20 protein-coding genes are annotated in these 26,971 nt (G+C 66.3%); 7 read left to right on the forward strand and 13 right to left on the reverse strand.

Annotated elements, in window-relative coordinates:
- Positions 1-5 precede the first annotated feature (5 nt).
- The 3 genes from ACUDP5_RS27690 to ACUDP5_RS27700 all read left to right on the forward strand — a co-directional run bounded on the left by ACUDP5_RS27690 (position 6) and on the right by ACUDP5_RS27700 (position 3,705).
- Positions 6-2,402, forward strand: coding sequence for a DUF6493 family protein (locus tag ACUDP5_RS27690; RefSeq protein WP_445657762.1), 2,397 nt, complete (start codon positions 6-8; stop codon positions 2,400-2,402).
- A gap of 19 nt (positions 2,403-2,421) precedes the next feature.
- Positions 2,422-3,003, forward strand: coding sequence for an SMI1/KNR4 family protein (locus ACUDP5_RS27695; RefSeq protein ID WP_445657763.1), 582 nt, complete (start codon positions 2,422-2,424; stop codon positions 3,001-3,003).
- A 66-nt stretch (positions 3,004-3,069) separates the two neighbouring features.
- A complete protein-coding gene (locus tag ACUDP5_RS27700) occupies positions 3,070-3,705 on the forward strand; it encodes a hypothetical protein (protein ID WP_445657764.1) in 636 nt (211 codons plus the stop codon).
- A 7-nt stretch (positions 3,706-3,712) separates the two neighbouring features.
- On the opposite strand, the gene ACUDP5_RS27705 is transcribed toward ACUDP5_RS27700, so the two are convergent.
- The gene (locus tag ACUDP5_RS27705) at positions 3,713-4,729 is read right to left on the reverse strand and encodes an amino acid ABC transporter substrate-binding protein (protein WP_445657765.1); all 1,017 of its coding nucleotides are present in this window, start codon (positions 4,727-4,729) and stop codon (positions 3,713-3,715) included.
- Positions 4,730-4,856: 127 nt separating this feature from the next.
- On the reverse strand, positions 4,857-6,098 hold the full coding sequence (locus ACUDP5_RS27710) for an aminotransferase-like domain-containing protein (protein ID WP_445657766.1): 1,242 nt from the start codon (positions 6,096-6,098) through the stop codon (positions 4,857-4,859).
- Between the two features lie 207 nt (positions 6,099-6,305).
- Between ACUDP5_RS27710 and ACUDP5_RS27715 the strand changes: the two genes are divergently transcribed.
- Positions 6,306-7,025, forward strand: a complete 720-nt coding sequence (locus ACUDP5_RS27715) for a YggS family pyridoxal phosphate-dependent enzyme (protein WP_263914871.1) — start codon at positions 6,306-6,308, stop codon at positions 7,023-7,025.
- A gap of 84 nt (positions 7,026-7,109) precedes the next feature.
- Positions 7,110-8,078 (forward strand): Bug family tripartite tricarboxylate transporter substrate binding protein, encoded by a 969-nt coding sequence (locus ACUDP5_RS27720; protein WP_263914870.1) that lies wholly within the window; start codon positions 7,110-7,112, stop codon positions 8,076-8,078.
- A 132-nt stretch (positions 8,079-8,210) separates the two neighbouring features.
- On the opposite strand, the gene ACUDP5_RS27725 is transcribed toward ACUDP5_RS27720, so the two are convergent.
- The 3 genes from ACUDP5_RS27725 to ACUDP5_RS27735 form a co-directional block, all read right to left on the reverse strand.
- Positions 8,211-10,082: a DUF3857 domain-containing transglutaminase family protein gene (locus tag ACUDP5_RS27725; RefSeq protein WP_445657767.1), complete on the reverse strand. Its 1,872-nt coding sequence runs from the start codon at positions 10,080-10,082 to the stop codon at positions 8,211-8,213.
- 210 nt (positions 10,083-10,292) lie between these two features.
- A complete protein-coding gene (locus ACUDP5_RS27730) occupies positions 10,293-14,255 on the reverse strand; it encodes an FAD/FMN-binding oxidoreductase (protein ID WP_263914868.1) in 3,963 nt (1,320 codons plus the stop codon).
- 132 nt (positions 14,256-14,387) lie between these two features.
- Positions 14,388-14,933, reverse strand: a complete 546-nt coding sequence (locus tag ACUDP5_RS27735) for a YqaA family protein (RefSeq protein WP_263914867.1) — start codon at positions 14,931-14,933, stop codon at positions 14,388-14,390.
- A gap of 162 nt (positions 14,934-15,095) precedes the next feature.
- Between ACUDP5_RS27735 and ilvA the strand changes: the two genes are divergently transcribed.
- On the forward strand, positions 15,096-16,604 hold the full coding sequence (ilvA, locus tag ACUDP5_RS27740) for a threonine ammonia-lyase, biosynthetic (RefSeq protein ID WP_263914866.1): 1,509 nt from the start codon (positions 15,096-15,098) through the stop codon (positions 16,602-16,604).
- A gap of 164 nt (positions 16,605-16,768) precedes the next feature.
- On the opposite strand, the gene ACUDP5_RS27745 is transcribed toward ilvA, so the two are convergent.
- Both ACUDP5_RS27745 and ACUDP5_RS27750 read right to left on the reverse strand, forming a co-directional pair.
- Positions 16,769-17,881: a porin gene (locus ACUDP5_RS27745; RefSeq protein WP_263914865.1), complete on the reverse strand. Its 1,113-nt coding sequence runs from the start codon at positions 17,879-17,881 to the stop codon at positions 16,769-16,771.
- A 434-nt stretch (positions 17,882-18,315) separates the two neighbouring features.
- Entirely contained in the window at positions 18,316-18,699 is a 384-nt protein-coding gene (locus tag ACUDP5_RS27750; protein WP_263914864.1) for a DUF4148 domain-containing protein, read from the reverse strand.
- Positions 18,700-19,083: 384 nt separating this feature from the next.
- Here ACUDP5_RS27750 and ACUDP5_RS27755 point away from each other — a divergent pair, with 384 nt between their 5' ends.
- Positions 19,084-19,974, forward strand: a complete 891-nt coding sequence (locus tag ACUDP5_RS27755) for a LysR family transcriptional regulator (protein ID WP_263914863.1) — start codon at positions 19,084-19,086, stop codon at positions 19,972-19,974.
- A gap of 29 nt (positions 19,975-20,003) precedes the next feature.
- On the opposite strand, the gene ACUDP5_RS27760 is transcribed toward ACUDP5_RS27755, so the two are convergent.
- From ACUDP5_RS27760 to ACUDP5_RS27785, 6 genes are read right to left on the reverse strand one after another with little or no spacing between them, the layout of a single operon-like run.
- On the reverse strand, positions 20,004-20,555 hold the full coding sequence (locus tag ACUDP5_RS27760; RefSeq protein WP_263914862.1) for an adenine phosphoribosyltransferase: 552 nt from the start codon (positions 20,553-20,555) through the stop codon (positions 20,004-20,006).
- Positions 20,556-20,610: 55 nt separating this feature from the next.
- On the reverse strand, positions 20,611-22,308 hold the full coding sequence (cydC, locus tag ACUDP5_RS27765) for a thiol reductant ABC exporter subunit CydC (RefSeq protein ID WP_445657768.1): 1,698 nt from the start codon (positions 22,306-22,308) through the stop codon (positions 20,611-20,613).
- Positions 22,305-24,050, reverse strand: a complete 1,746-nt coding sequence (gene cydD, locus ACUDP5_RS27770) for a thiol reductant ABC exporter subunit CydD (protein ID WP_445657769.1) — start codon at positions 24,048-24,050, stop codon at positions 22,305-22,307. Before cydD ends, cydC begins: the two co-directional genes overlap by 4 nt.
- Positions 24,047-24,172 carry a cytochrome bd-I oxidase subunit CydX gene (gene cydX / locus ACUDP5_RS27775; protein WP_025141040.1) on the reverse strand — a complete coding sequence of 42 codons (126 nt, stop codon included), beginning with the start codon at positions 24,170-24,172 and terminating at the stop codon, positions 24,047-24,049. The genes cydD and cydX overlap by 4 nt, the downstream gene beginning before the upstream one ends.
- Positions 24,173-24,187: 15 nt before the next feature.
- Positions 24,188-25,342, reverse strand: a complete 1,155-nt coding sequence (cydB, locus tag ACUDP5_RS27780) for a cytochrome d ubiquinol oxidase subunit II (protein WP_263914859.1) — start codon at positions 25,340-25,342, stop codon at positions 24,188-24,190.
- A 13-nt stretch (positions 25,343-25,355) separates the two neighbouring features.
- Positions 25,356-26,930, reverse strand: coding sequence for a cytochrome ubiquinol oxidase subunit I (locus ACUDP5_RS27785; RefSeq protein WP_445657770.1), 1,575 nt, complete (start codon positions 26,928-26,930; stop codon positions 25,356-25,358).
- Positions 26,931-26,971: the final 41 nt, after the last annotated feature.

The raw sequence follows: 26,971 nt of genomic DNA on the forward strand, positions 1-26,971 counted from the left end.
CTCGCATGACTAACTACGCAAATCTCTGGGACTACTACCGCGATACGGCGCGGCTGATCCAGGATGGCGCGACCCTGCGCACCCTGTATGACGCCCTGCTTCAGGTGCAGTCGGACGATATGCGCGCGGTGGACGCGTCGCCCAAGCGGCTGCGCGAAATGACGCAGCGCTGGTCCCAGCGCCCGAACTTCGTGCCGATCCGCCTGAACGAGCGTTTCAACGGGCTACAGGTCGACCATACGGATGACTACGTGCTGGCCATGGTCGCCGGGCTGGGCGGGCGGCACGAACAGGAAGTGCGCCTCTTCATGCTGCGCCACGACCACGCGCTGCGCGACGAGGTGTTCTGGCGGATCTTCGAAGTGGAAGGCGGCGGCGAGATCTCGCTGGCGAACATCGACAAGTTCTCGCGCGAGGAATTGAACTGGCACAACACGGTCGTGCTGCTGACCAATGAAGGCACGCTGGACCGGGGCCGTGTACTGCGCAGCTGCCTGCAGGCGCTGAACCGGGATTTCTCCGCCTATCGCGCCGGCTGGTACTCGCGCCTGTATGCGACGCTGGCCCCCACGCCCGACGAGGTGGCGGCCGACCAGCAGTTGCTGCGGCGGTGCCTGGGCTCGTCGATCACGGCCACCGTGTCGCTGGCCGTGAAGCAGTTCGAGACGCTGCACAAGCATGGCCTGCTCGACGCCACGCCTTTCGTGGACGCTTGCGGCGGCGCATTCTCGGGGCCGAAGGCCGCGGCGCTGTCGGTGCTGCGCATTCTGGAAGCACTGGGCGCACAGGCACGGGGCGATTCGCAGGCCCTGGCGCAGGCGCTGGCCCTGGGTCTGGGGCATCCGCATGCCGACGTGCAACGGGCGGCGGTGAAGGCGCTGGTGAAGATGGGCCGGGTGGATCTGGCGCAACAGCAGCGCGACGCCCTGGCGCCGGCGGTGGCCGTCCTGCTGCCGCACGCCAGCGCCGCCGAGGTCGATGACAACGCGGGGGACGGTCTTGCGCCAGACGCCAATGCGCAGGGTGTATCGGGCATGCCATCCCACTTGCCGCCACCCGAACCGCTGCGCCCCTGGACGGACGACGACGCCCAGGAACGCTATGCCGCACTGCTGGAAGCGCCCGCCGACGCCCTGGAATTCGAGCTGGCGCTGGCATGGCTGGCGACGTCCGGGCAAGTGGCTGCCACGGTCGCGCCCCTGGCCAAGCGGGCACGCCGCCTGGCCGAGCGCGAAAGACAGCACTACGCGGCGGCGCTGCTGCTGGCGGCGCACGAACCTGAAGCCCCGTTCCTGCCACGGCAGTATTGGCAGCAAACCAGCACCAGCCTGGTCAACGGCGAATGGGTGCAGGAACGCGAGGGCAAACCCCAGGCGCTGCCGAGCGCCGAGCAATCCACCCTGCTGCCCAGCTTCATCACCCGCCTTCGCGAGGTCGCCGCGATCGTGCAGGGCAAGACGCCGCGCCGCCCGTTGCTCGCCACGCCTACCGACACGCAAGGCTGGGTCGATGCCGATGCCCTGCTGGCCCGATTCGAGGCGGGCCGGGAAAGTGGCCCGCCGATGCCGGTGGATCTCACCCAGGCCTTGCTGCGCGTACATCCCGAGCATCGGGCCCGGGCGGTCGAGGCTACCGGCGGCGCGTGGCCGCAGATCACCGACACCGTGCAGATCGAATGGTGCAGCCGCGGATCGAGCACCTTGAAGGCCGACGGCTCGCCGCAATGGGTGTGGTGGAGCCCCGTCATCCATGCCGCGCCCGACGAAACGCCTTGCGCCACGCAGCCAGCGCTGATTCCGTCGGGTCCGCTGCAATACAACGACTGGGGCGACGCCCATGCGCTGGTCTGCGCCGAACTCGGTCTGGCCAACCCCGCGTCGACCTTGCCGCTGGCCGCGGCCAGCATGGCGATCATGAACACGGCAGCGGGCGACGAAGCCGAGCATCGCGCGGCCGCCGTGCTGCGCGTTCTTGCCGGGCATCCGGGCGCGTGGCACGCGGAAACCGTCCAACTGCTTGCCCTGGGCATGGCGGCCAAGCAGGCCGAGGTGCGCGCGCAAGCCGTGGAAGCGTTTGCCGCTGCGATTCCGCACCGCTTGGACGCAACCGCTGCCGCGCAGGCCTACGCCGCCTGCGTGCCCGCGATCGTCCTGACCCGCTGGGCAGCGTCCTTCACGGACGCGGCGACACTGGCGCCCGCCGCCGTCATCGCCATGCTGGGCGGTCTGTTGCCGCGCCTGGACCCCAAGACGCGCGGTATCGGCTCCTTGCTTACCGTGCTGCTGGATGAGTCGCTGCGCCACGCGCACCCCGTCCAGGCCGCGGACCTGCGCGGCTGGCTGGCGAGCTTTACTGGCACGTCCGCCGCCGCCAAAGCCGCCAAGGCGCTATTGGCGTTGTAAATCGATCAAGGAAACTTGCATGACCCTGACCGCCGAACAGTTTCACCAACGCATGTGGGAAATCCTGGAGCCCGTGGACACCGAGTTCTTCGAGGTCGTCGCCGCGCCCGCCCCCGACGCAGAAGCGATCGGGGCGCTTGAAGCCGCGGTCGGCTTTCCGCTGCCGGCAGCGTTTGCCGCCTTCTGTCAGCGCACCAACGGCTTGTGCGTGATGGCGCGCGAAGCTGTCTGGCCGCATGCGAAGGCGTTCGAGGTCGGCCCCGCCTGGACGTTCTGGCGCGGCCTGGTGCTATTGGGCATCGACACCCCGGACTTGCCCGACTGGGCCAGCATCTCGGCGCAGCAGCGCCAGCTGGCCGAGGCCGGTCTGCCCGGCATCCTGCCCCTGCTGAAAATCGTGGGCGATGGCGGCCGGATCTGGGGCCTGGATCAGGCAGGAACCGTCGTGGTGATCGATGACTTGACCGATCCGCAGCCCCTGGACGGTGACTTTACCGATCTCTACGCCGAGCAGATCGCCGACCTGATGCAGCGCCAGCAAGACATGGCGCAGCGACTGGCCGAACGCGCGGCGCGCAAGCCAGGCAAGCTGCCGGGGTAGCATGCCTGGTAACTCCCCCGCTTCACCCAACGCCATCGAATCCCATCAATCGACCCAAGACAGGCAATGATCCGCTTACCGCTCAAGACCGCCGCCCTGATCGCGGGCATCGTGACGACCCTGGCCAGCCAGGCACAGCAGCCCGAGCAGGCACCCGCGCCGGCATCGACTGCGGCGCAGCCGCCCGTCGTCGGCGCCTGGCGCAAGGTGTCCGACGCCCAGCTCGATCAGCAGTACCGTTATTCCATGCTGCCTGACGTGGTCGCCGCGGGCAGCAAGTGGGCCGCCTACGATTACACGGCCGGCAAGACCGTGTGTTGCCTCGCGGTGGTCGGACCGGAGATCAGCGAGGCCGAGCTGGACAGCACCTATGGCATCCCGGGCCCGTGGATCACGGATCTGGTGAACGGCTGGAGTCTGGACGCCGCGCCGTATCGACCCCGCGTGCAGCTGCTGCGCGCGGAAGGCGCGCTGGTCGACTACGAATTTTCTGAAATGGCCGATGCGCTGGGCGGCCTGCTGCTGCCCGCCCAGGCCCAGGCGGTCGCGCCACACACGCTGCAGTTCGACGGCAAGCGTTACACCGTGGCGCGCAAGGAAGAGCCGCTCGCCAGCGGAGACGGCATGGTGCACACCTACGCCCTGCGACCCGCCCAGGGCGGCAAGCCCTTGGCGGTCGAGGTGCCCTACGGGATCTATTAGCCGTTGATCAGCGGATCGGCAGCGCGTACATCAGGCCACCCTGCGTCCATTGCGCATTCAGGCCGCGCTTGATCTTGAGCGGGCTGCCCTGGCCGACGTTGCGCTCGAAGCTTTCGCCGTAGTTGCCCACTTGCTTGACGATGTTGTAGGCCCACTTTTCGTCCAGCCCCAGGTTGGCGCCGCCACCGGGCGTGACGCCCAGGATGCGCTTGATGTTGGGGTTGGCGCTCTTGGTCTGTTCGTCGACGTTCTTGGACGTGACGCCGTATTCCTCGGCTTCGATCATGGCCGACAGCGACCAGCGCACGATGTTCAGCCAGGCGTCGTCGCCCTGGCGCACGAACGGGCCCAGCGGCTCTTTGGAGATGATCTCGGGCAGCACGACGTAGTCGTCGGGGTTCTGCAGCTTGGAAATGCGGATGGACGCCAGGCCCGAGGCGTCGGTCGAGAACACGTCGCAACGACCCGCGGCGAACGCGTTGACCACTTCGTTGAAGGTCTCGATCACGACCGGCTTGTACGTCACGTTGTTGGCGCGCGCCCAGTCGGCCAGCGTGTTTTCGTTGGACGTGCCGGTTTGCAGGCAGATCGTGGCGCCGTTGATTTCCTTGGCGCTCTTGACGCCCAGCGACTTGGGCACCAGGAAACCCTGGCCGTCGTAGAAGTTGATGCCGGCATGGATGATGCCCAGCGCGGTGTCACGCTGCTGCGTCACGGTGGTGTTGCGTGTCAGGACGTCGACTTCGCCGGACTGCAGCGCGGTGAAGCGCTGCTGCGAATTGAGCGGCACTACCTTGATCTTGTCGGCATCGCCGAACACGGCCGCCGCGATGGCCCGGCACAGGTCCACATCAAGTCCTTGCCACTTGCCTTGCGCGTCGGGCGCGGAAAAACCCGCAAAACCCGTGGTGGTGCCGCAGGCAACCGCCCCGCGCTGGCGCACCACATCCAGCGTCGCCGCCTGTGCACCCTGTGCCGCTGCGAACAGCAGCGCCGCGCCCACCAACCCTTTAGCAATATTCATGACCTGGATTCCTGTAGTACCCGGACGCGCCAGCGCCCTGTTGTAGCGGGGCGCGCAAGCGCGCCAAGGCGTGAAGCTTATAGACATGAAGCGCCCGCGCCAAATAACAAGCGCTTATTTAGGTATATCAGGCCGCCAGCGAAATCGACACGGGCTGGTTGGCCTCGCAGGCGTCCAGCGCCCGGCTCAGGCGCTGCATGCCCAGCGCGATCTGGCTTTCGTTCATAGTGGCGAAGGACATGCGCATGGCGTGCATGTCGGCCTGCGCCGCATCGGCATAGAAAGCCTTGCCGGGCACGTAGACCACTTCGTGCTCGATCGCATAGGGCAACAGGCGCGTGGCATCGACCTCGCCGGTCAGGCGGGCCCAGAAGAACATGCCGCCTTCTGGCTTGCGAAAGACGATGCGGCCGTTCAATTCACGCGCCAGCGCATCGGCCATGGCGTCGCAACGCAAGCCATAGGCCGCGCGGATGCGGGGTACATGTTCTTCGTAGCGGCCATTGGCCAGATACCGGGCCACGACTTCCTGGATCCAGGCGGACGAGGCCATGTCGTCGGCAGCCTTGGCGCCGACGCAACGGCGACGGATTTCGGGCGGAGCCACCAGCCAGCCGATGCGCAGGGCCGGCGCCATGGTCTTGGACATGCTGGCCAGGTACACGGCCCAGTGACGGGCTTCGCCTTCGGCCAGTGCCATGATGGGCGGCACGGCTTCGCCGGCAAAGCGCAGTTCGCTGTAGGGATCGTCTTCGACGATCAGGAAGCGGTGCTTGACGGCCAGTTCCAGCAAGCGCAGGCGGCGCTGGCGCGAAATGGTGGCGCCGCACGGGTTCGAGAACGACGCCACGACGCAGACCATCTTGGGCTTGATGCGCGCGGCCAGTTCGTCGAGCGCCTCGATATCGACGCCGTCCGGACCCGACGGCACGGTGTGCACCGTGGCGCCGGTATAGCGCAGCGCCTGCACGGAATTGGGGAAGGCGGGCGATTCGATGATGGCGTGGTCGCCGGGCTGCAACATCACGCGGGTCAACAGCGCCATGGCCTGCTGCGAGCCGCCGGTGACGGCCAGTTCGGTATCCGGGTTGCAGTGCAGGCCGCGCACCGCCGACAGGCGAGCCAGCTCGTTGCGCAGGCTGGCCTGGCCATCGATGTTGGAATACTGCAGGCATGCGCCCAGGCGCGCCATGACCTGGGTGGAGGCGATCGACAGGCCGTCCACGTCGAACAGTTCCTGGGCGGGATAGCCGCCCGCCAGCGAAATGGTGCCGGGACGCATCGCGTAAGGCATGAGCGAGCGGATCGGGGAAGCGGGGGGATTCAGGAAAGGCGTGGCGAAAGCGTAGTCGGGCGCGACACTGGACATGGCGGAGGGAACGAGGAAAAGGGATGGACCGCGCTGCCCTGGGGACCGCGCCGGGGGTTAAAACATTGAAATCTAAACAAATATCTACAAATTCTAAGCCTGCCGATCAAACAGGGTCAACGAAGATACGGTCCCATTTGACCGAGTGTGGTGAAACCGGCTGCCCAGGTCCTACACTATGGGACATTCCGACCCAAAGAGAACCGCATGACCGTCGTAGACACCATGGCCGGGCGCCTTGCCCGAATCCAGCAACGCATTGCGCAGGCCTGCGAACGCGCCGGCCGAGCGCCGGACAGCGTGACGCTGCTGCCGGTCAGCAAGACGTTCGAGGTGGACGCCGTGCGCGAGGCCATGGCGCTGGGCCTGACCCGTTTCGGCGAAAACAAGACGCAGGAACTGCGCCAGAAGGCCGCCGCGCTGGCGGGCCAGGGCGTGCAGTGGGTGCTGATCGGTCACTTGCAGACCAACAAGGCCAAGGACGCGGCCCGCGACGCCACCGAGCTGCAATCGCTGGACCGCGTGGATCTGGCCGAGGCCCTGCACCGCCGCCTGCTCAATGAGGGCCGGACCCTGGACGTGCTGGTGCAGGTCAAGACCTCATCCGAACCCAGCAAGTTCGGCATGGACCCCGCCGACGTGCCCGACTTCCTGCGCCGCATCGCAACCGAATTCCCCACCCTGCGCGTGCAGGGCCTGATGACCATGGCGGTCAACTCACCCGATCCGGCCCAGGTGCGCGCCTGCTTCCGTGCCCTGCGCGAACTGCGCGACCAGTTGCGCCAGGAAGCCATCGCCGGCGTGTCGCTGGACCGCCTGTCGATGGGCATGAGCGGCGATTTCGAGCTGGCGATCGAAGAAGGTTCCACCGAGGTCCGCATCGGTACCGCCATTTTTGGTGTCCGCAGCTACCCCGATCCGCAATAAGCCGCTGATTCCGGGCCTCGAAACAGACGCATATTGCCCCGGGCGCGGGGCATAATGACGTCGCAAAAAACGAGGAGACACCCCATGCACAAACACGCACGGCGCCTTTTGGCGCTTGCCGCCCTGTCGCTGGCCGCCACCGCGGCCGCCGCCCAATCCTGGCCCACCCAGCCCATCCGCTGGATCGTGCCCTACCCGGCCGGCGGCGGTGCCGACGTGGTCGCGCGCACCGTCGCCAGCGGCATCGAAAAGCCGCTGGGCCAGACCATCGTGGTCGAAAACCGCCCCGGCGCCGCCACCATCATCGGCGCCACCGCCATCTCGCAGGCCGAACCCACCGGCTACGTGATCGGCACGGCCGACTCGGGCACCCTGGCGTTCAATCCGTCGCTGTACGCCAAGCTGTCCTACGATCCGTCCAAGTTCACCTATATCGGCGGCATCGCCAAGTTCCCGCTGCTCCTGGCCGTGAACGTCAATTCGCCCTACAAGACGGTGGACGACGTGATCCAGGCCGCCAGGAAAGAGCCGGGCAAGCTGACCGCCGCGTCGGCCGGTGCGGGCTCGCCGCACCATCTGGCGCTGGAACTGTTCAAGCAGCGCACGGGCGCCAACCTGCTGCACGTGCCCTACAAGGGCGCCGCGCCGGCCATCCAGGACCTGCTGGGTGGACAGGTGGACGTGATGTTCATCGACCTGGCCGCCGGCCTGCCCAACGTCAAGGCCGGCAAGCTGCGCGTGCTGGCCTCGGCCACGCCCGAGCGCGTCGCCGTGCTGCCCGACGCCCCCACCATGGCCGAACAAGGCGTGCCTGACTTCACTGCCTACGCCTGGCAAGGCCTGGTCGCCCCCGGCGGCCTGCCCGAACCCGTGGTCAAGAAGCTGTCGGCTGAACTCGACGCCGCGCTCAAGTCGCCTGCCGTGTCGCAGAAGATGCTGGACATGGGTGTGATCCCCATGCCGCTGTCGGCCAAGGACTTCAAGGCCTACGCCGAACAGGAACGCACCACCTGGGCAGAGGTGATCAAGAAGGCGAACATCAAGCTGGAATAGGCGGCGCCTGATACGCGATGCCTGACCCTGCACAAACGCGGCCCTCGGGCCGCGTTTGTGCTTTGGCGAACGCCGGACCGCCTCGGCAGTCCGTGACGGCTTGCCGCAGCCGCGCGTCTCAGCGGACGCCTCTCAGGCGCCTGGCAACGTCACCGCCATGCGCAGGCGCTCCACGCATTGCCTGCCCTGCTCGATCGCCTGGCCGAACGCGTCTGAGTTGATCTCGTCGTGGCCGAACCAGCTGACCTTGCGCACGCTGCGGTAGCGATACTGGTAGCCTGACGCCGCGGGCGCGCCGTCCAGGTCCACGTCTATCCAGGGCGAACGCACCTGGCAATGCAGTGCCGGTGCCTCCAGCTTCGCGCCGGCCAGCGTCACGTCATAGGACGAGGTTTCCGGCGTACCCAGGTAGATGTCGGCCAGTTGACCGGCTTGGCGATAGCGGGCAAAGAATTCCCAATCGTCGGCAAGGCCTGCCGGCGATCGCACGTACTCCTTGCCCACGCGCTCCAGCGCCCGCAGATCCACCAGCGTCGCATCGATGCGGTAGACGGCCGGCACCACGAAGCCGCTGGCGGCGCGTTGCAGCACGCAATCACGATTCTCGGCGGCGAAGCTGCGGCACAGCGCCTGGTCCATGGCCGTCGCGCCGCCCTCGCGGTCGCCCACGCTGATCTCGGCGGCGACCATGGCGCGCACGTCCACCGAGGCGCGGACCTCGGCTTGCCCGGCCTGGCCGAAACGCTCGTGGCGGGTGACCGCGACACCGCTCACCGGGCTTTCCAGTGCGATGTCCTCGCGCCGCACCTGCCCCTTGGCATCCATGACGAAAGCCCAGCGCTGCTGGATATCCGGCATGGAGAAACCAGGAATGAACACAGGATTGGTCGGGTCCAGCCACCAGGTCTCGCCTTGCACGCGGGCCCGCACGATGGCGTGATTGGGCGCCGACAGCCCCGGCAGCAACACGTCGGGTGCGACCGTGCCGCGCGCCACCAGCGCGGGCTCGGCCTCGATGCCTGCGGCGCGCAACATGGCGGCCAGCAACACCGCCAGGTCCTTGCAGTCGCCGTAGCCGCGGTGCTCGATCTCATCCAGCGCAAACGGAATGTGGCCACGCTCGCTGGCGCGCCAGTCGCCCAGATAGCGGTAGTGTTCGTTGATGTGGCGCATCAAGCCGGCCACGGCTTCCCGGGGCGGCTTGCCCTGTTGCGCCGCGACGGCCTGCGCCGCCTCGGCGGGCAACTGGGCCGCCAGGATGCTGTTGTAGCGCGCCGCGAGCGGGCCGAAGTAATCCTGCAATTCCGTGGAACTGCCGATCTCCAGGCGCGGATAGCGGCGCAGATAGCCCTTGTCCGACTCGTCGACGTACGCGTAGTAACGGGGCGCCGCCGCCAATTCGACCGTGATCCGCTTGCCGTCTGGCGCAACCACGAAGCGGTAAGCATCCATGCCCTGGGCGCGCCAGGCCATGGGCCGGTCAGCGCTGAATTCGGCCCGGAAGCGGTCCTGGCGCACCGCCCGCGGCGACAGGTCCAACAGGTAGTGGAACTGCGTGGCCGACGGCACGCCGGCAAAGCGCTCACGCAGCGTGTAGACGATGGTGCTGCCGACCCGCAGATTGGGAAACGCCAGCGAGGTTTGCTTCTGCCGCAGGAACCCCTTGTCGGGATTGGGCGCCATGCGCGTGTCGATCTGCGCCGCCGTCAAGGGCACGGGCTTCTGGCCGGGCTGGATCAGTTCCGCGCGCTCCACCTTCAGGCTGTCGCTTTCTGCATAGCTGCGGTCGATGCGGGACACCAGCTCGCGCCCCGCCAGCGTCAGGATGGTGTAGCGGTAGGTGCTGACGCACTCGCTGCTGTTGTCCTTGTCGAAGCGGCAATGGAACTCGGTTTCGCCTGCCAGGGGCGCCTCGGCGATGGGTTGCAGGGCCGCCTGAACGGACTGACTGGCGATGGCCGCCACGATGGCGACCAAAATCTGGACTCTGGAAGGAAAAGACATGGGAGGCGATGCAATCTCTTTAATACAACTGAGACTCGATATTATTTGTTATAAAATATCAGCACAAGCCAGCCCGTCCCACCCCCCTGTCCGACGCCGCCGTTGGCGGCGAGTGTCAGTCTTTGATCCGGCCAAAAAAAACGCCTGGCGGATAAGCCAGGCGATCTTGCAGGCGGGCCGCCCGGCCGATGGCCAGGCGACACCCAGTCACTACACCAGCACGCGCTCGATGCCGCCCGCATTGGCGCGGCGCACGTAGTCTTCCATCCAGCCTTCGCCCAGGATGTGGCGCGCCATTTCGACCACGATGTAGTCGGCGTCCATGCCGGTGTCGCCTTCATAGCGCGACAGGCCTTGCAGGCACGACGGGCACGAAGTCAGGACCTTGATGTCGCCGGTGAAGCCGTCGCTGCGCAGCGCGGCATCGCCCTTCAAGAGCTCTTCCTGCTTGCGAAAGCGCACCTGCGTGGAGATGTCGGGCCGGCTGACCGCCAGCGTGCCCGATTCGCCGCAGCAGCGGTCGCTCTTGACCGCGCCGTCGCCCACCAGCGACCGCACGGTCTTCATCGGGTCCTGCAGCTTCATGGGCGTGTGGCAGGGGTCGTGGTACATGTAGCGCACGCCCTTGGCCCCTTCAAGCTTGATGCCCTTTTCGAGCAGGTACTCGTGGATGTCGATCAGGCGGCAGCCCGGGAAGATCTTGTCGAACTCGTAACCCGAGAGCTGGTCATAGCAGGTGCCGCAGCTGACCACCACCGTCTTGATGTCCAGGTAGTTCAGCGTGTTGGCAACCCGGTGGAACAGCACCCGGTTGTCGGTGATGATCTGCTCGGCCTTGTCGGTCATGCCGTTGCCGCGCTGCGGATAGCCGCAGCACAGGTAGCCCGGCGGCAGCACGGTCTGCACGCCGGCATGCCACAGCATGGCCTGCGTTGCCAGGCCCACCTGCGAGAACAGGCGCTCGGACCCGCAACCCGGGAAATAGAACACCGCTTCCGTATCGGCCGTCGTGGCCTTGGGGTCGCGGATGATCGGCACGTAGTTGGCGTCTTCGATGTCCAGCAGCTTGCGCGCGGCCTGCTTGGGCAGCCCGCCCGGCATCTTCTTGTTGACGAAGTGCACCACCTGCTCGCGCAGCGGCGGCTTGCCCACGGTGGCGGGCGGCGCGGCCGTCTGCTTCTTGACCAGGCCCGACAGCAGGTCATGCGCGGCGCGCTGCACCTTGTACCCCACCCCCACCATGGCTTTGCGCGTGGCGTTGATGGTGGCCGGGTCCTTGGCGTTCAGGAAGAACATGGCGCTGGCCGTGCCCGGGTTGAACGACTTGCGGCCCATGCGGCGCAGCACGGCGCGCATGTTCATCGACACGTCGCCGAAGTCGATGTCGACCGGACAGGGGTTGTAGCACTTGTGGCAGACCGTGCAGTGGTCGGCCACGTCTTCGAATTCTTCCCAGTGCTTCAGGCTGACGCCGCGGCGGGTCTGCTCTTCGTAAAGGAAGGCTTCGACCAGCAGCGAAGTCGCCAGGATCTTGTTGCGAGGCGAATACAGCAGGTTGGCGCGCGGCACGTGGGTCGCGCACACCGGCTTGCACTTGCCGCAGCGCAGGCAGTCCTTGATGGAATCCGAGATGGCGCCGATGTCGCTTTGCTGCATGATCAGCGACTCGTGGCCCATCAGGTTGAAGCTGGGCGTCCAGGCATGGCGCAGGTCGGCGCCCGGCATCAGCTTGCCGGCGTTGAAGTGGCCGTTGGGGTCGACGCGGCGCTTGTAGTCCTGGAACGGCTTCAGTTCGGCTTCGGTCAGGAATTCGTACTTGGTCAGGCCGATGCCGTGTTCGCCCGAGATCACGCCGTCCAGGTCGCGCGCGATCTGCATGATGCGCTCGACGGCCTGGTGGGCCTCTTGCAGCATGCCGTAGTCGTCGGAGTTGACCGGGATGTTGGTGTGCACGTTGCCGTCGCCCGCGTGCATGTGCAGCGCCACGAACACGCGGCTCTTGAGCACCCGGCCGTGGATGGCGATCAGTTCGTCCAGGATGGGCTTGCGCGCCGCGCCCGAGAACGCGGCCTGCAGGCCGGCCAGCACCTCGGTCTTCCAGGACACGCGGATCGTGCGGTCTTGCACCACGTCGAAGACGCGCGCCTGCGGCTGGGTCGTCAGGCGCTCGGCCAGCGTGGCGGCCAGGGGCGACAGGCCCAGGCCGTCCAGTTGCGGCATGGCTTGCGCCAGCGGCAGGTCCAGGTTGTCCAGCAGCCACTGCCAGCGCTGGCGCGCCGCGGCCAGCAGGTCGATGGCCTGGCGGGTGCGCTCGGCCAGCACCTGGGCACGGGTTTCGTCATCGTCGGACGCGTCTTCCGCCTTGCCCACCGGCAGCGGCGTACAGAGGTAGTCGTCCAGCGCGTCGAGCAGCCGCAGCTTGTTGCGGGTCGACAGTTCGATGTTGATGCGTTCGATGTGATCCGTGTACTCGCCCATGCGGGGCAGCGGAATCACGACGTCTTCGTTGATCTTGAAGGCGTTGGTGTGGCGGGCGATGGCGGCGGTGCGCGAACGATCGAGCCAGAATTTCTTGCGGGCCTCGGCGCTGACCGCCACGAAACCTTCGCCATGGCGCGTGTTGGCCAGGCGCACCACTTCGCTGGCGGCGGCCGCCACGGCATCTTCGTCGTCACCGACGATGTCGCCGATCAGGACCATCTTGGGCAGCGAGCCGCGCTTGCTCTTGGTGGCGTAGCCCACCGCGCGCAGATAGCGTTCGTCCAGGTGTTCCAGGCCGGCCAGGATGGCGCCGCGGGCGCGGCCTTCGCCGTCCAGGTAGCCCTTGACCTCGACGATCGACGGGATGGCGTCGCGCGCCTGGCCGAAGAATTCCATGCAGACGGTGCGGGTGTGCTTGGGCATGCGGTGCAGCACCCAGCGCGCCGACGTGATCAGCCCATCGCAGCCTTCTTTCTGGATGCCCGGCAGGCCGGCCAGGAACTTGTCGGTGACGTCCTTGCCCAGGCCTTCTTTGCGGAACACGCGGCCCGCGATGTCCAGGGTCTCGGTCTTGAGCAGGCGCTCGCCAGGCTTGCCGCGGCCGTCGAACCACTTGAGTTCGAAGCGGGCCACGTCCACGTCGTGGATCTTGCCCATGTTGTGCGCCAGGCGCGTGACTTCCAGCCAGTTGCCGTCCGGGTCGACCATGCGCCACCAGGCCAGGTTGTCCAGCGCGGTGCCCCACAGCACGGCCTTCTTGCCGCCGGCGTTCATGGCGATGTTGCCGCCCACGCACGAGGCTTCGGCCGAGGTCGGGTCCACGGCGAACACGAAGCCGGCCGCCTCGGCGGCTTCGGACACGCGCTTGGTGACCACGCCGGCGCCGGCGTGGATGACCGCCACGGGTTCGGTCAGCCCGGGCAAGATACAGGACTCGACCTTGCCCAGCTTGTCGAATTTCTCGGTATTGATGACTGCCGACTTCCAGGTCAGCGGAATCGCACCGCCGGTATAGCCGGTGCCACCGCCGCGCGGCACGATGGTCAGGCCCAATTCGATACAGGCCGTCACCAGCGCGGCGATCTCGTCTTCGGTGTCCGGCGTCAGCACCACGAACGGGTACTCGACCCGCCAGTCGGTGGCGTCGGTGACGTGCGACACGCGCGACAGGCCGTCGAACTTGATGTTGTCGCGCGCCGTGATGCGGCCCAGCACCTTTTGCGCCTGCTTGCGCAACATGGCGGTCTGGTCGAATTCCCCTTCGAACGCGGCAATGGCCGAACGCGCCCGGGCCAACAGGCCCACGACCTTTTCGTCGCGGTGCGGGTCGTGGCCGGCTTCGGCGGGTGCACCGGGTTCGCGGCGGCGGTCGATTTCGCCCAGCCGGTGGTGCAGCGCATCGATCAGCTGCTTGCGGCGCTTGGGGTTGTCGAGCAGGTCGTCCTGCAGGTACGGATTGCGGCGTACCACCCAGATGTCGCCCAGCACCTCGTACAGCATCCGCGCGGAACGCCCCGTGCGGCGTTCGCCGCGCAGGTCGCCCAGGAGGCTCCAGGCGTCTTCGCCCAGCAGCCGGCCGACGATCTCGCGATCGGAAAACGACGTGTAGTTGTAGGGAATTTCGCGCAGTCGCGCGGGAGCGGCGGGCGGCATCGCCCCGTTCAAGATGTGGCTAGCGAGTGGGGCGTTCATGGCGGCAAGAGGGGGCCCTTAAAAAATTATTTTATGCCATTGGCCGGAACTGCCCCCGAATACCCCCAGGGAAGCGCTCGAAAACAGGAATATTCGGACAAAATACGTCCCCAATTAAGGAGGCCGTCAGCCCTAGACCTGCCCCGGAAACAGCCACAACAGGCTGGCGGTCATGGCCAGGTAGCGCAGGAACTTGCCGATCGCCATGAAGGCCACGCACGGCCAGAACGGCAGCCGCAGCCAGCCGGCCACGGCGCACAGCGGATCGCCCACCACCGGCAGCCACGACAGCAGCAAAGCCGGCGGCCCCATGCGGTGGATCCAGGCGTGGGCCCGTTCGTTCCAGCGGCCACGCATGCGGCCATCTGCGGTGGCATTCGGGTGGGGGTCCTTTCCAGACGGATGCTTGTCCTTCCAGCGGTGGACCGCCTTTTCAGCCCCTAACCCCATCGCGTAGCTGATCGCCCCGCCGATGGTGTTGCCCACCGTCGCCACCAGGATCGCCGCCCAGAACATGTCCGGCGACAGCTTGATGTAGCCGAACACCGCCGGTTCGGACCCCAGCGGCAGCAAGGTGGCCGAGATCAACGAGACGGCAAAAATGGCGGACAGGCCCACCGAGGGCAAGGCCAACAGGTCCAGCAGCCAGTGAACGGCAAAGAGAAGGCTTTCTTCCATAGGGCTATGAGTGTAGCCGCGGCGCGGCCCTGGCCGGCCTGCCAAGCGTGTCCGATGCGTGGCGATCCGCCGCGAAATCGCGGGCCGGCCCGGCTTTCCCTGCAATAATCAGCCCCACGCCCTCGCGGCCCTCCTTTCTGGCCCCTACCCCAAGCGCAGTCCATGTCCACTGATTACCTGAAACGCATCCTGACCTCGAAGGTCTACGACGTCGCGGTCGAATCGCCGCTCGAAGCCGCGCCGCTGCTGTCGCAGCGTATGTCGAACACGATTCTGCTCAAGCGCGAAGATACCCAGGCGGTCTTCAGCTTCAAGCTGCGCGGGGCCTACAACAAGATGGCCAACCTGACGCCCGCGGCGCGCAACCGCGGCGTCATCGCGGCCTCGGCCGGCAACCATGCACAGGGCGTGGCGCTGGCCGCCACCCGCCTGGGATGCCGCGCCGTCATCGTCATGCCCACCACCAGCCCGCAGGTCAAGGTCGACGCGGTGCGACGCCTGGGCGGCGAAGTGGTGCTGGCCGGCGAGAGCTTTTCCGACGCCTACGCCCATGCGCAAGTGCTGGAAAAGAAAGAAAAACTGACCTTCGTGCACCCCTTCGACGATCCCGACGTGATCGCCGGCCAGGGCACGGTGGGCATGGAAATCCTGCGCCAGCACCCCGGTCCCATCGACGCCATCTTCGTGGCTATCGGCGGCGGTGGCCTGATCGCGGGCGTGGCGGCGTACATCAAGCAGCTGCGCCCTGAGATCAAGATCATCGGCGTGCAGACCGAAGACTCCGACGCCATGCTGCGCAGCGTGCGCGCCGGCCGCCGGGTACAGTTGAACGACGTGGGGCTGTTTTCCGACGGCACGGCAGTCAAGATGGTCGGCGCCGAAACCTTCAAGCTCACGCGCAAGTACGTCGACGATTTCGTGGTGGTGGACACCGATTCGATCTGCGCCGCCATCAAGGACGTATTCCAGGACACCCGCAGCGTGCTGGAACCGGCCGGCGCCATGGCCGTGGCCGGCGCCAAGCAGTACGCCGCCGAGCACAACCTGAAGGGCAAGACCCTGGTCGCCATCGCCTGCGGCGCCAACATGAACTTCGACCGCCTGCGCTTCGTGGCCGAGCGCGCCGAGGTCGGCGAGATGCGCGAAGCCGTCTTCGCCGTCACCATGCCCGAGCAGCGCGGCAGCTTCCGCCGCTTCTGCGAACTGGTGGGCGAGCGCAGCGTGACCGAATTCAACTACCGCATTTCCGATTCCGACCGCGCCCATGTGTTCGTCGGCCTGCAAGTCTCGTCGCCGGCCGAACCCGACAAGATCGCCAGCCACTTTCGCCGCCACGGTTTCGACACGCTGGACCTGACGCATGACGAAATGGCCAAGACGCACTTGCGCCACATGGTCGGCGGCCGTTCGGCGCAGGCGCGCGACGAGCTTCTGTACCGCTTCGAATTCCCGGAACGCCCGGGCGCGCTGATGCGTTTCCTGAACGCGATGAATCCCGACTGGAACATCAGCCTGTTCCACTACCGCAACCAGGGTGCCGACTATGGCCGCATCCTGATCGGCATCCAGGTGCCGGCGGCCGACAAGAAACAGTTCCGCCACTTCGTAGCCGAACTGGGCTATCCGCACTGGAACGAGACCGACAACCCGGCCTACAAACTGTTCCTGTAGCGCCTTTTTCGCACAGGGAAAACGAGAGGGCCTCCCGATGGAGGCCCTTCCCTTCTTTGCTCAAGACCCGCCCGGCTGCAACCTGAAGGGGGGGCTCGCTGTCACTCGGCGGCTCACGGAGATGTGCCGCGCATTCAGCAAGGTGCAGCCGGACCGGCTTTGGCTTAGAACCGGTGACGCACACCCACCGCGAAGGCGGTGTCGCGCGCATCCTTCTGGAACGCGTAGTTGTCGCCATACGAGGCGTACGCGTACAGGTTGGTGCGCTTGGTGAAGTCGTAGGTGTAGCCCAGGCTGTAGACGTTGAACGTCGCATCGTCGCCGGTCAGCTTGTCGTTGCTGGCCGTGGCGCGCTGCCACGAACCGAACACCGCGTGGCGACCCAGCGGCACGGTAGCGCCGATCATGTACGAGTTGGCGCGGAAACCATCAGCCAGCTTGAACGAACCCAGCTTCTGCATGCCGTCCGGCGTGGTGCCCATGTTCTGACCGATGAACCAGCCGTCGCGGGTCTGGCCAAAGGCGGCAGCCAGCTTCACCACTTCAAAGTCGTACGAACCGCCGATGATGTATTCCTGGATGCGGGCATTCGACTGGCCGCCAGCGCGATCGTTGGACGGATCGAAACGGTCATACGCGGCCGCCAGGTTCAGCGGGCCATTCAGGTATTGCACGCCTGCGGTGATGACACGGTTGTTGTTGCCCGTGGCAAAGCCGGTCTGCTTCGAATCATTGACGCTGTCGTCGGCGCTGAACGAGTAGCCCACACCGGCCTTGAAACCGCCCATGCTGGGGGTTTGGTACAGGACCATGTTGTCCAGGCGCATCGTGTTGGCGCTGCCGAACGTGGTACCCAGGTTGGCGGTGTTGTAGCTGATCGAGAACGGGTCGATCGAACCGAAGTACTTCGAGGCCAGGTTGGTCTGGCGGCCGAATTCCAGGCGGCCCCAGCTGTCGCTGTCCAGGCCCACGGTGGCTTGGCGGCCCCACAGGCGGCCATTCTGCAGCGATTGGCCATTCATCGGGCCAAAACCGGCTTCCAGGTTGAACACGGCGCGCAAGCCGTCGCCCAGGTCTTCCGAGCCGCGCAGGCCGAAACGCGAGCCGCTGCTCACGCCCTGCGTGCCACCAAAACGGCTTTGCTTGGCGCCGTCGAACTTCACCTGCTCGTAGCCGACACCGGCGTCGATCAAGCCGTACAGCGTCACGGAGTCGGCGGCTTGCGCAGCACCGGCAGAGCCGGCCAGCAACGCGACGGCCAATAGCGTCTTCTTCATAAAAGTCCCCAAAATGGCAAGATAAAAGGCAATCCGCCACCGCACGGCGAAAGCCGCCGGGGTGGCGGGCCGCTACGAAAAAGCGAGCGGCCTGTGCACTGAATCTAGTTTCGATCTTGGAACAATTTGAAGTAACCCGGATTTCGACGAACAACTTTCCATGGGTGGGATAATGCCCGCCGCACAGCGCCACAAGGCTGCCGAGAATCCGCGATAACGCCTTGATATCAAATGTGAATTCTTACTCGCAATTGAGGCGCCCACCGTGTCGGACGCGCGCATGGCGGCGCGTGCCACGACATCACTTGTTGCGCCGGCCGCACAGTTTTTGCGGCATAAACGCGACATCCTGCGCCGTATCGTCCTGCACTGCCGGGACAAAAAACCCCTGGTCACGCCAGGGGTTCTATCCGATCTGCCTCGGCAGCGTCGACTCAACGGCCCTTGGGCGGATAGTCGAGTTCGCCAAAGGTGTATTCGCCGCTGGCCTTGGCGCGGGCCAGTTCGTCGCGGACTTGTTCGCGGGTCTTGCCCACCGATTCCGGCGCGGCGGCGCGAGGCGGGTAATCCAGCTCGGCGCTGGTGACCTGGCCGGCAACCTTGGCGCTTTGCAGTTCCTGCTGGACTTGTTCGCGCGACAGGCTGGTGCGCTGCACCGTGGCGGGCGGGTAATCCAGTTCGCCGGACGTGACCTGGCCTGCGGCCTTGGCGGCCTGCAGTTCCTGCTGGACCTGTTCGCGGGTCTTGCCGTCGGCGTGGGCGGCGGACATGCCCACCAGCGTTGCGGTAACCATGAGTGCGGTAGCTAGGGCTTTCATTGTGATGACTCCATCCTAAACCTTGCATACCGTCGGCGGCCGGGACGGCTGCTGCGATATGACAATTTGATTGCTGGGATGAAGTATCTGGTTATTAGGCCTCAGTAAAAACCCTTATTTTGGTGAACATATTTGCACTGATGGGACAATTGCACGCTGTATCCGACGCATCCTGCTCATCAATTGCGCAATTGCCCCGAGGCAGCGGTTCGGGTCGAGGCGCGTCGGCATTCAGCAAGATGCCAGCCAGGTAACGAAAAATGAACTTGCCCCGCTGCGCAAGGCGCATTCAGCGTGGCTAAATAGACATTTCCACTGCCGGGATAATAATTCCATTTATGATACAAACCTGCCAGAAATGGAATTTTGACTTTCGAGGGCCTCATGGATATCCAGCTTAACGACATCGCGTTGTTTGTCGAAGTCGCCAAGCGCAAGAACTTCAGCCATGCCGCCGAGGCCTTGAATATTCCGACCTCTACGCTGTCACGCCGTGTCAGCGAGCTGGAACGCAGCGTCGGAATGCGCCTGCTCAACCGCAGCACCCGCAAAATCGACCTGACCGAGGCGGGCGCCATCTATTTCGAGCGCTGCCGCCACATCGTCGAAGAAGCCCGCATCGCACACGACCAGTTGCTGGACATGGCGGTACAGCCCAAGGGCCGCCTGCGCATTTCACTGCCGACCAGCCTGGCGCAGCTATTCCTGCCTGCGGTGATCCGAGAGTTTCGCGAACAGCATCCCGACATCGAGTGCGATTTCGACTTGAGCATGCGGCCGATCGATCCGATCAGCAACCCGTTCGACCTGATCCTGCGCTTTGGCCAGCAGCCCGATTCCAGCCTGATCTCGCGCAAGATCGTGTTGATGGCCCACCAGCTGTACGCCTCGCCCGACTACCTGGCCCGCCACGGCGAACCGCGGGTACCCGCCGACCTCACCCACCACGAATGCCTGCGCCCCACCATGCGTGACGAGTCATCCTTCTGGATGCTGCATTCGGGCGAGAAGGTCGAACGCGTGCAGGTGTCCGGCCGACTGTCGGCCAACAACGTCGGCATGCTGGGGCGATTGGCCGGGCAAGGCCTGGGCATCACGCCGCTGTTGGTGTTCGAAGCGATGGAACGGGCGATCAACCAGGCAGGCCTGGTGCGGGTGCTGCCCGAATGGAGCCTGACCCCCCTGCCCTTGTTTGCCTTGCTGCCGTCGCGCATGCTGCCGGCCAAGACCAAGGCGTTCCTGGACTTCATCCAGCCGCGGCTGTCGGACGGCTGAGCACTGACGCCCCGGACGTGCCGAATGAACTACGCCGTCTGGCTGTCGTACTTACAGACGGTGTAGAGCGGCGTGCCGGTCGCCGCGACCTTGGCAGATCCACCCAGGTCAGGCAAGTCGATGATGGCGGCGGCCTCGACCACGTTGGCGCCCAGGCGCTGCAGCAGCTTGATGGCCGCCAGCATGGTGCCCCCCGTGGCGATCAGGTCGTCGACCAGCAGGACGCGTTGGCCGGTGCGCACCGAATCGGTGTGCATCTCGACCGACGCATTGCCGTATTCCAGTGAGTATTCCTCGGCCACCGTGCGGTAAGGCAGCTTGCCCTTCTTGCGTACCGGCACGAAACCCAGGTTCAGTTCATAGGCCAGCACGCTGCCGATGATGAAGCCGCGCGCATCCACACCCGCGACCAGATCCAGGCGCTGGCGCATGTAACGGTAGACGAAGAGATCGATCAGCACCCGGAATGCGCGAGGATCCTGCAGCACGGGCGTGATGTCGCGAAAAATGACACCAGGTTGGGGCCAGTCTGGAACGCTGCGGATAGTGCGCCGGATGTACTCGGCGTTGTCGGTCTGCATGGTAAGACGGCCCTGAAGAATTGAAGCAAGGCGAACTATAACCTTGCCACCGCGCTTAAGCCAGGATTGCCGCCAGGGATGACAATTCATGAAGCCGCCCGTCGCGTAACGCATAGCGGCGGTCGACGGCGCCGGGCGGCAGGGCCGCATGCGTCGCCAGCACCACGGTGCGTCCCTGCACCGCCTGGCCCAGGTCAGTCAGGAATTGCGCCTCGACGGCCGCGTCCAGTCCCGCCGTCGGTTCGTCCAGCACAATGACCGCGGCCGGTGACAGCAGCGCACGGGCCAGGCACAGGCGCCGCGCCTGGCCCGCCGACAGCTGCGAGCCGGTTTCGCCCGCCCAGGTGTCCAGGCCGTCGGGCAGGCCGCGCACGAACTCGCCGAGGCGCGCGGCATCGAGTGCGCGCCACAACGCCGCGTCGTCCGCCTGGGGATCGCCGATCAGCAGGTTGGTGCGCAGCGTGCCCAGGAATACCGGCGCGTCCTGCGACAGCAGCGCGATGCGTCGATGCCAATCCGCCTGGGCGCACGCCCGCGCGTCCACGCCGGCAAAACGCACCTGGCCCCGCTGAGGATCTTCCAGGCGCAACAACAGGTTCAGCAGCGTGGATTTTCCCGCGCCGCTCTCGCCCACGATCGCCACGCGTTCGCCGGGCGCCACCGCCAGGCGCAGATCACGCAGCACGGGTACGGGTTGACCATGCGTGCGAGCCGGATAGGAAAAATCGACGCCTTCCAGTTCCAGCGCGCCGCGCAGCGGCAGCGGGTGGGGCACAGCCGGGTCCGCCATGTCCGGCTCGCGCTGCGTCACGTCACGGATGCGCGCGGCGGCCGACAGCGCCGATCCCATGCGCGAGGCGCCACGCATGATGGGGCCGGCGACTTCGAAGATACCGATGACCGCCAGCAGCAAACCGACCAGCAGCGGCCCCTCGATCCTGCCCGCGGCATACGTATCCAGGCCGAACCACAACAACGCCAGCACCGACAGCCCGGCCGCGATCTGCAGGAACCACTGACCGCGCGCCGCCACCCGCGCCTGGCTGGCGCGCGCCTTCGCGCTGGCGGCGCACAGCCGTTCGAAATGCGTGCAGGTCTGGGCCTGCGCGTGCAATGCAACCATGTCGGCGTGACCATCCACCGCATCCAGCGTGGCCGCGCGCAGCCCTGCCGCGCTTTCCTGCGCAGCCGCACCGGGCTTGCGGGCCGCGCGCACCAGCCACAGCGGCACCAGCAGGCAGGCCGTCAGCAGGGCCAGCGCGAACGTCAGCGCCGCCGCCGGCACCCAGTAGCCCAGCACTGCGGTCAGGATCGCGCCGGCCAGGATGGCCGTGGCCAACGGCGCCAGCACGAACAGGAACACCGTATCGAGCGCATCGACGTCACCCGTCATGCGGGCCACCAGGTCACCGCTGCGGTAACGGGCCAGTTGGCGCGGCGTCAGCCGGATCAAGGCGTTGAATACCGTTCCGCGCAGGTCTGCCAGAAGGCGCAGCGTGGCCGAATGCCCCACCACCCGATCCGCATAGCGCGACACGATGCGCAGGAATGACAGCCCGCGCACCAGCGCGGAGGGCGCGAACAGGTTGAATGCGCCGCCAGCGCCGGCCAGCGCCGCGCCGGTCAGGAACCAGCCCGACACGCCCAGCAGCCCCACGCCGGCGGCTACGGTCGCCAGGGCACAGAACAAGGCAAGCAGCAGCCCGCTCTTGCGGCGTACATACAAGGGCAGGAGCAACAACAGGTTCTTCATGCGTCTTTCACTTTCGCGTCGGCAATGCGCAGCACGCGCGCGAACCGCCCCGCGACGGCGGGAGAATGCGTGGCCAGCAGCAATGTGCGGCCAGCGGCGAACGCCAGGATTTCATCGAGCACGCGCGCTTGCGTCGCCTCGTCCAGATGAGCCGTGGGCTCGTCCAGCAGGATCAGGCCCGGGTCGCGCAGGAACAGCCGCGCCAGCGCCACGCGTTGCGCCTGGCCGCCCGACAGACCGTGCCCCCGGCTGCCCAGCGGCGTCGCCAGGCCTTGCGGCAGACTGTCCGCGAATTCCAGCACACAGGCTCGGCGGGCGGCCTCGAGCACCTCGGCGTCGGACGCGGCCGGACGACCCAGCCGGATGTTGTCGGCGATGGACCCTGCCAGCAACTGCGGCTTCTGGCCGATCAGCGCCACGCGCGCGCGCAGGTCGGCTTCGCGCCATTCGGCCAGGGTCGTGCCGTCGATCCGCACGTCGCCGGTACAGGGCCGCAGGCGGGCAATGGCTTCGATCAGCGTCGACTTGCCGATGCCGCTTTCGCCCATCAGCGCCACGTGCTCACCTGCGTTGAGCGACAGATCCGCATTCGCTAGCACCCGTTGCGGCCGGCCGGGCGCGGCCACGGACAAGCCGGCCACCATCAATGGGGCGCCGCCGGATGCCACAAGCGCGGCAGCCGCGTGTTCGGCCTTGACCGCGTCGTCTTGCGGCAACCCGTCAAAGAGCGTGGCGATCTGCGTCACCGCGGCCAGCGCCGCGGCGCGATCATGGTAATGGGCCGCGAACTGGCGCAGCGGCGCATAGACCTCCGGCGCCATCAGCAGGCAGAACAGCCCGGCCTGCAGCGTCAGCGGCGACCAGCGCACGTCCAGGAAGCCCAGGTAGGTCAGGCCGATATAGACGGCCACGCCCGCCACACCCAGCGCGGCGAAGAATTCCAGCACCGCGGACGACAGGAAGGCGATGCGCAGCACCGACATCGTGCGCTGGCGCAGCGCGTCGCTGGCCGCGGCGACCGAGGCCGCCTCGGCTTCGGCGCGGCCGTAGAGCTTCAAGGTGGACAGGCCGCGCAACCGGTCGGCGAAAAAACCCGACAGGCGCGCAAACGCCCGCAGGTGCCGGCGGCTGGCACCCTGCGCCCCCCACCCCACCAGGGCCATGAACAGCGGAATCAAGGGGGCCGTGATCAGCAGCACCAGGCCTGCCACCACGTCCACGGGCAAGAGCACCACGGCAAAAGCCACGGGCAGCAGTGCGGCCGCGGCCATGGCCGGCAGGTATTTGGCGAAGAATCCGTCCAGGGCCTCGACCTGGTCGACGAGCGCGCTGGCGATTTCGCCCGAGGCCTTTCTGCGGCTCCAGTCGGGGCCTTTGTCCAGCAAGCGGGTGAACAAGGCCTGGCGCACGTGGCGCTTGATGCGTTCGGAAGCATCGGCCCCCGCGCGCTCGCCCAGCCAGGTGATGCAGGCGCGCACGCCCATCAGGACCGCAATGGCCAGGATGCCGAAGAGCAGTTCCTGGCGCGGCACCTGCCGGGTAATGGCCGCATCGAGCACATTGGCCAGCAGCCAGGCCTGCACCACCAGCAACACGCCCGACACCAGCGGCGCGGCTCCCGCCAACAGCAGCGGAAACCGGGCCGCCCGGGCCAGGGACATCAGCCAGCGCGATTGCTCGCGCGGCGGCTTGCGCAGGCTTGCCGAAGGGTCGTGCTCGAGGCTGCTAGCGCCGCCGCTCACTCGTCTTCACGGCTGGCGCGCGGGTCATGCGAGTGACCTTCGCGCAGCTCGAACCACATTGCGTTGAGAATGGCGAACGCACACGCCAATCCCAGGCCGAGTATCCACGAGAAATACCACATGGGGCAGGCTCCTTGTCAGTATGAGTTGGGCGTGTCGCCCACGGATGCATGGGTCACCTTGCCGCGCATGACGCGGTACACCCAGGCGGTGTAGAGCGTCACGATCGGCAGGAAGATGACAACGGCGATCACCATGATCCACAGCGTCATGTGGCTGGACGATGCGTCCCAGACCGTCAGGCCGGCCTTGGGGTTGGTCGACGACGGCATCAGGAACGGGAACAGCGAAAAGCCCACGGTCAGGATGACACCCGCAATCGACACCGACGACGCCAGGAACGACAGCACGTTGGCGCGCAGCGTCAGGAACAGCAGCACCAGCACCGCGCCGGCCACGCCCAGGATGGGCGCGATCCACATCAGCGGCCAGGTGGCGTAGTTGGCCATCCAGGCGCCCGTCTGCACGGCTACCGTCTTGAGCATCGGGTCCGACGGACCTTGCATGTCGACCGCGCTGGTGATGGCATGGCCGCCAATGCCGCCGGCCACCCAGAAGCCGCCCGCGATGAACAGCGCCAGCGTCAGCAGCGCACCCAGACGGCCCCAGTTGCGGGCCCGCGACGAGATCGGGTCTTCGGTACGCCATGCCAGCAGCACGGCGCCGTGCATGGCCAGCATCACCACGCTCAGCACGCCGCACAACAGCGCAAACGGCGTGAACAGCTGGTAGAAATGGCCCTGGTAGACCATGCGCAGCGCGTTGCCGTCGAACGTGAAGGGCACGCCCAGGATGATGTTGCCGACCGCCACGCCGAACACCAGCGAAGCCACGACGCCAGAAAAGCACAGCACGCCGTCCCAGGTATTGCGCCAGCGGGTACCTTCCATCTTGCTGCGGTACTTGAAGCCCACCGGACGCAGGATCAGCGCGATCAGCGCCAGCATCATCGCCAGGTAGAAGCCCGAGAACGACGCGGCGTACAGCAAGGGCCAGGCGGCGAAAATGGCACCGCCGGCGGTGATCAGCCACACCTGGTTGCCTTCCCAGACGGGGCCGACAACGTTGATGACGACCCGGCGCTCGGCGTCGGTCTTGGCCACGACGGGCAGCAGCGCCGCCACGCCCAGGTCAAAACCATCCATGACGGCAAAGCCGATCAACAGCGCACCCAGCAGGGCCCACCAGACCACCCGCAAGGTGGCGTAGTCGAAAGGAATAAGGGTATCCATTGCTTCTCTCCCCTTAAGCGCGCACGGCGGCGCGGACAGGATCGGCGGCGGCGCCGGCGGGCGCAGGCGCGTCGGATTTCGGTCCGGCCTTGATCGCGTGCAGCATCACCTTCACGCCGATGATGAGCAGCACCGTGTACAACACCAGGAAGATCGCCAGGCTGATGGCCAGGTCGGCGATGGTCAGGCCCGATGCCGCGTAGTACGTCGGCAGCACGCCTTCGATCACCCAGGGTTGGCGGCCGTATTCGGCCACGAACCAGCCGCTTTCGATCGCCACCCACGGCAGCGGCAGGCTCCACAGCGCCACCTTCAGCAGGCCACGCCGGCTGTCGAGCCGACCGCGCGAGGCCAGCCAGAACGCCACGCCGAAGAACAGGATCAGGTACATGCCCACGGCCACCATGATGCGGAACGCCCAGAACAGCGGCGCCACGTTCGGCACGGTGTCGATGGCCGCCTTCTTGATGTCGTCTTCGGTGACCTTGCTCATGTCGGGCTGGTGCCGCTTGACCAGCAGCGCGTAGCCCAGGTCCGGCCAGGTGCGGTCGAACACCATGCGCGCATCGGTATCCTTGGGATTGGCGCGGATCTTCTGCAGGGCGTCGTACGCCACCATGCCGTCGCGGATGCGGTTTTCGGCACGCAGGATCAGGTCGTCGATACCCAGCAGCGGCGTCGTGAGCGAACGCGTGCCGATGATGCCCATGACGTACGGGATCTCGATGGCGAAGTCGTTCTTGCGCTCGGCCTGGTTGGGGATCGCGATCAGGTTGAAGGATGCCGGCGCAGGCTCGGTGTGCCACATGGACTCCATGGCCGCGATCTTCATCTTCTGGTGTTCGGTCGTGAGATAGCCACTTTCGTCGCCCAGCACGACCACCGACAGCGCGGACGCCAGGCCGAAACTGGCCGCCACCGCCATCGAGCGCTTGGCCAGGTCGGTGTGACGGCCCTTGAGCAGGTACCAGGCGCTGATCGACATGACGAACATGGCGCCGGCCACGTAGCCCGCGCTGACCGTGTGCACGAACTTGGCCTGGGCCACCGGGTTGAAGATCACCGCGGCGAAGTCGGTCATTTCCATGCGCATCGTGTCCGGATTGAACACGGACCCGACCGGGTTCTGCATCCAGCCGTTGGCGATCAGGATCCACAGCGCCGAGAAGTTGGTACCGAACGCCACCAGCCAGGTCACCACCAGGTGGCTGACCTTGGACATGCGGTTCCAGCCGAAGAAGAACAGGCCGACGAAGGTGGCTTCCAGGAAGAAGGCCATCAACCCTTCGAGCGCCAGCGGCGCACCGAAGATATCGCCCACGTAGTGGCTGTAGTAAGACCAGTTCATGCCGAACTGGAACTCCATGACCACGCCCGTGGCCACGCCCAGCGCGAAGTTGATGCCGAACAGCGTGCCCCAGAACATGGTCATCCGCTTCCAGATGGGGCGGCCAGTCATGACGTACACGCTTTCCATGATGGCCAGGATGAACGACAGGCCAAGCGTGAGAGGGACGAAAAGGAAGTGGTAAAGCGCGGTCGCGGCAAACTGGAATCGCGACAGGTTCACTACGTCGAGATCAATCATTGGGGCGCTCCCAGGCAGGTGAGTAGCCACAGCAACCGGCG

This window comes from Achromobacter sp. NCFB-sbj8-Ac1-l, from assembly GCF_052695805.1.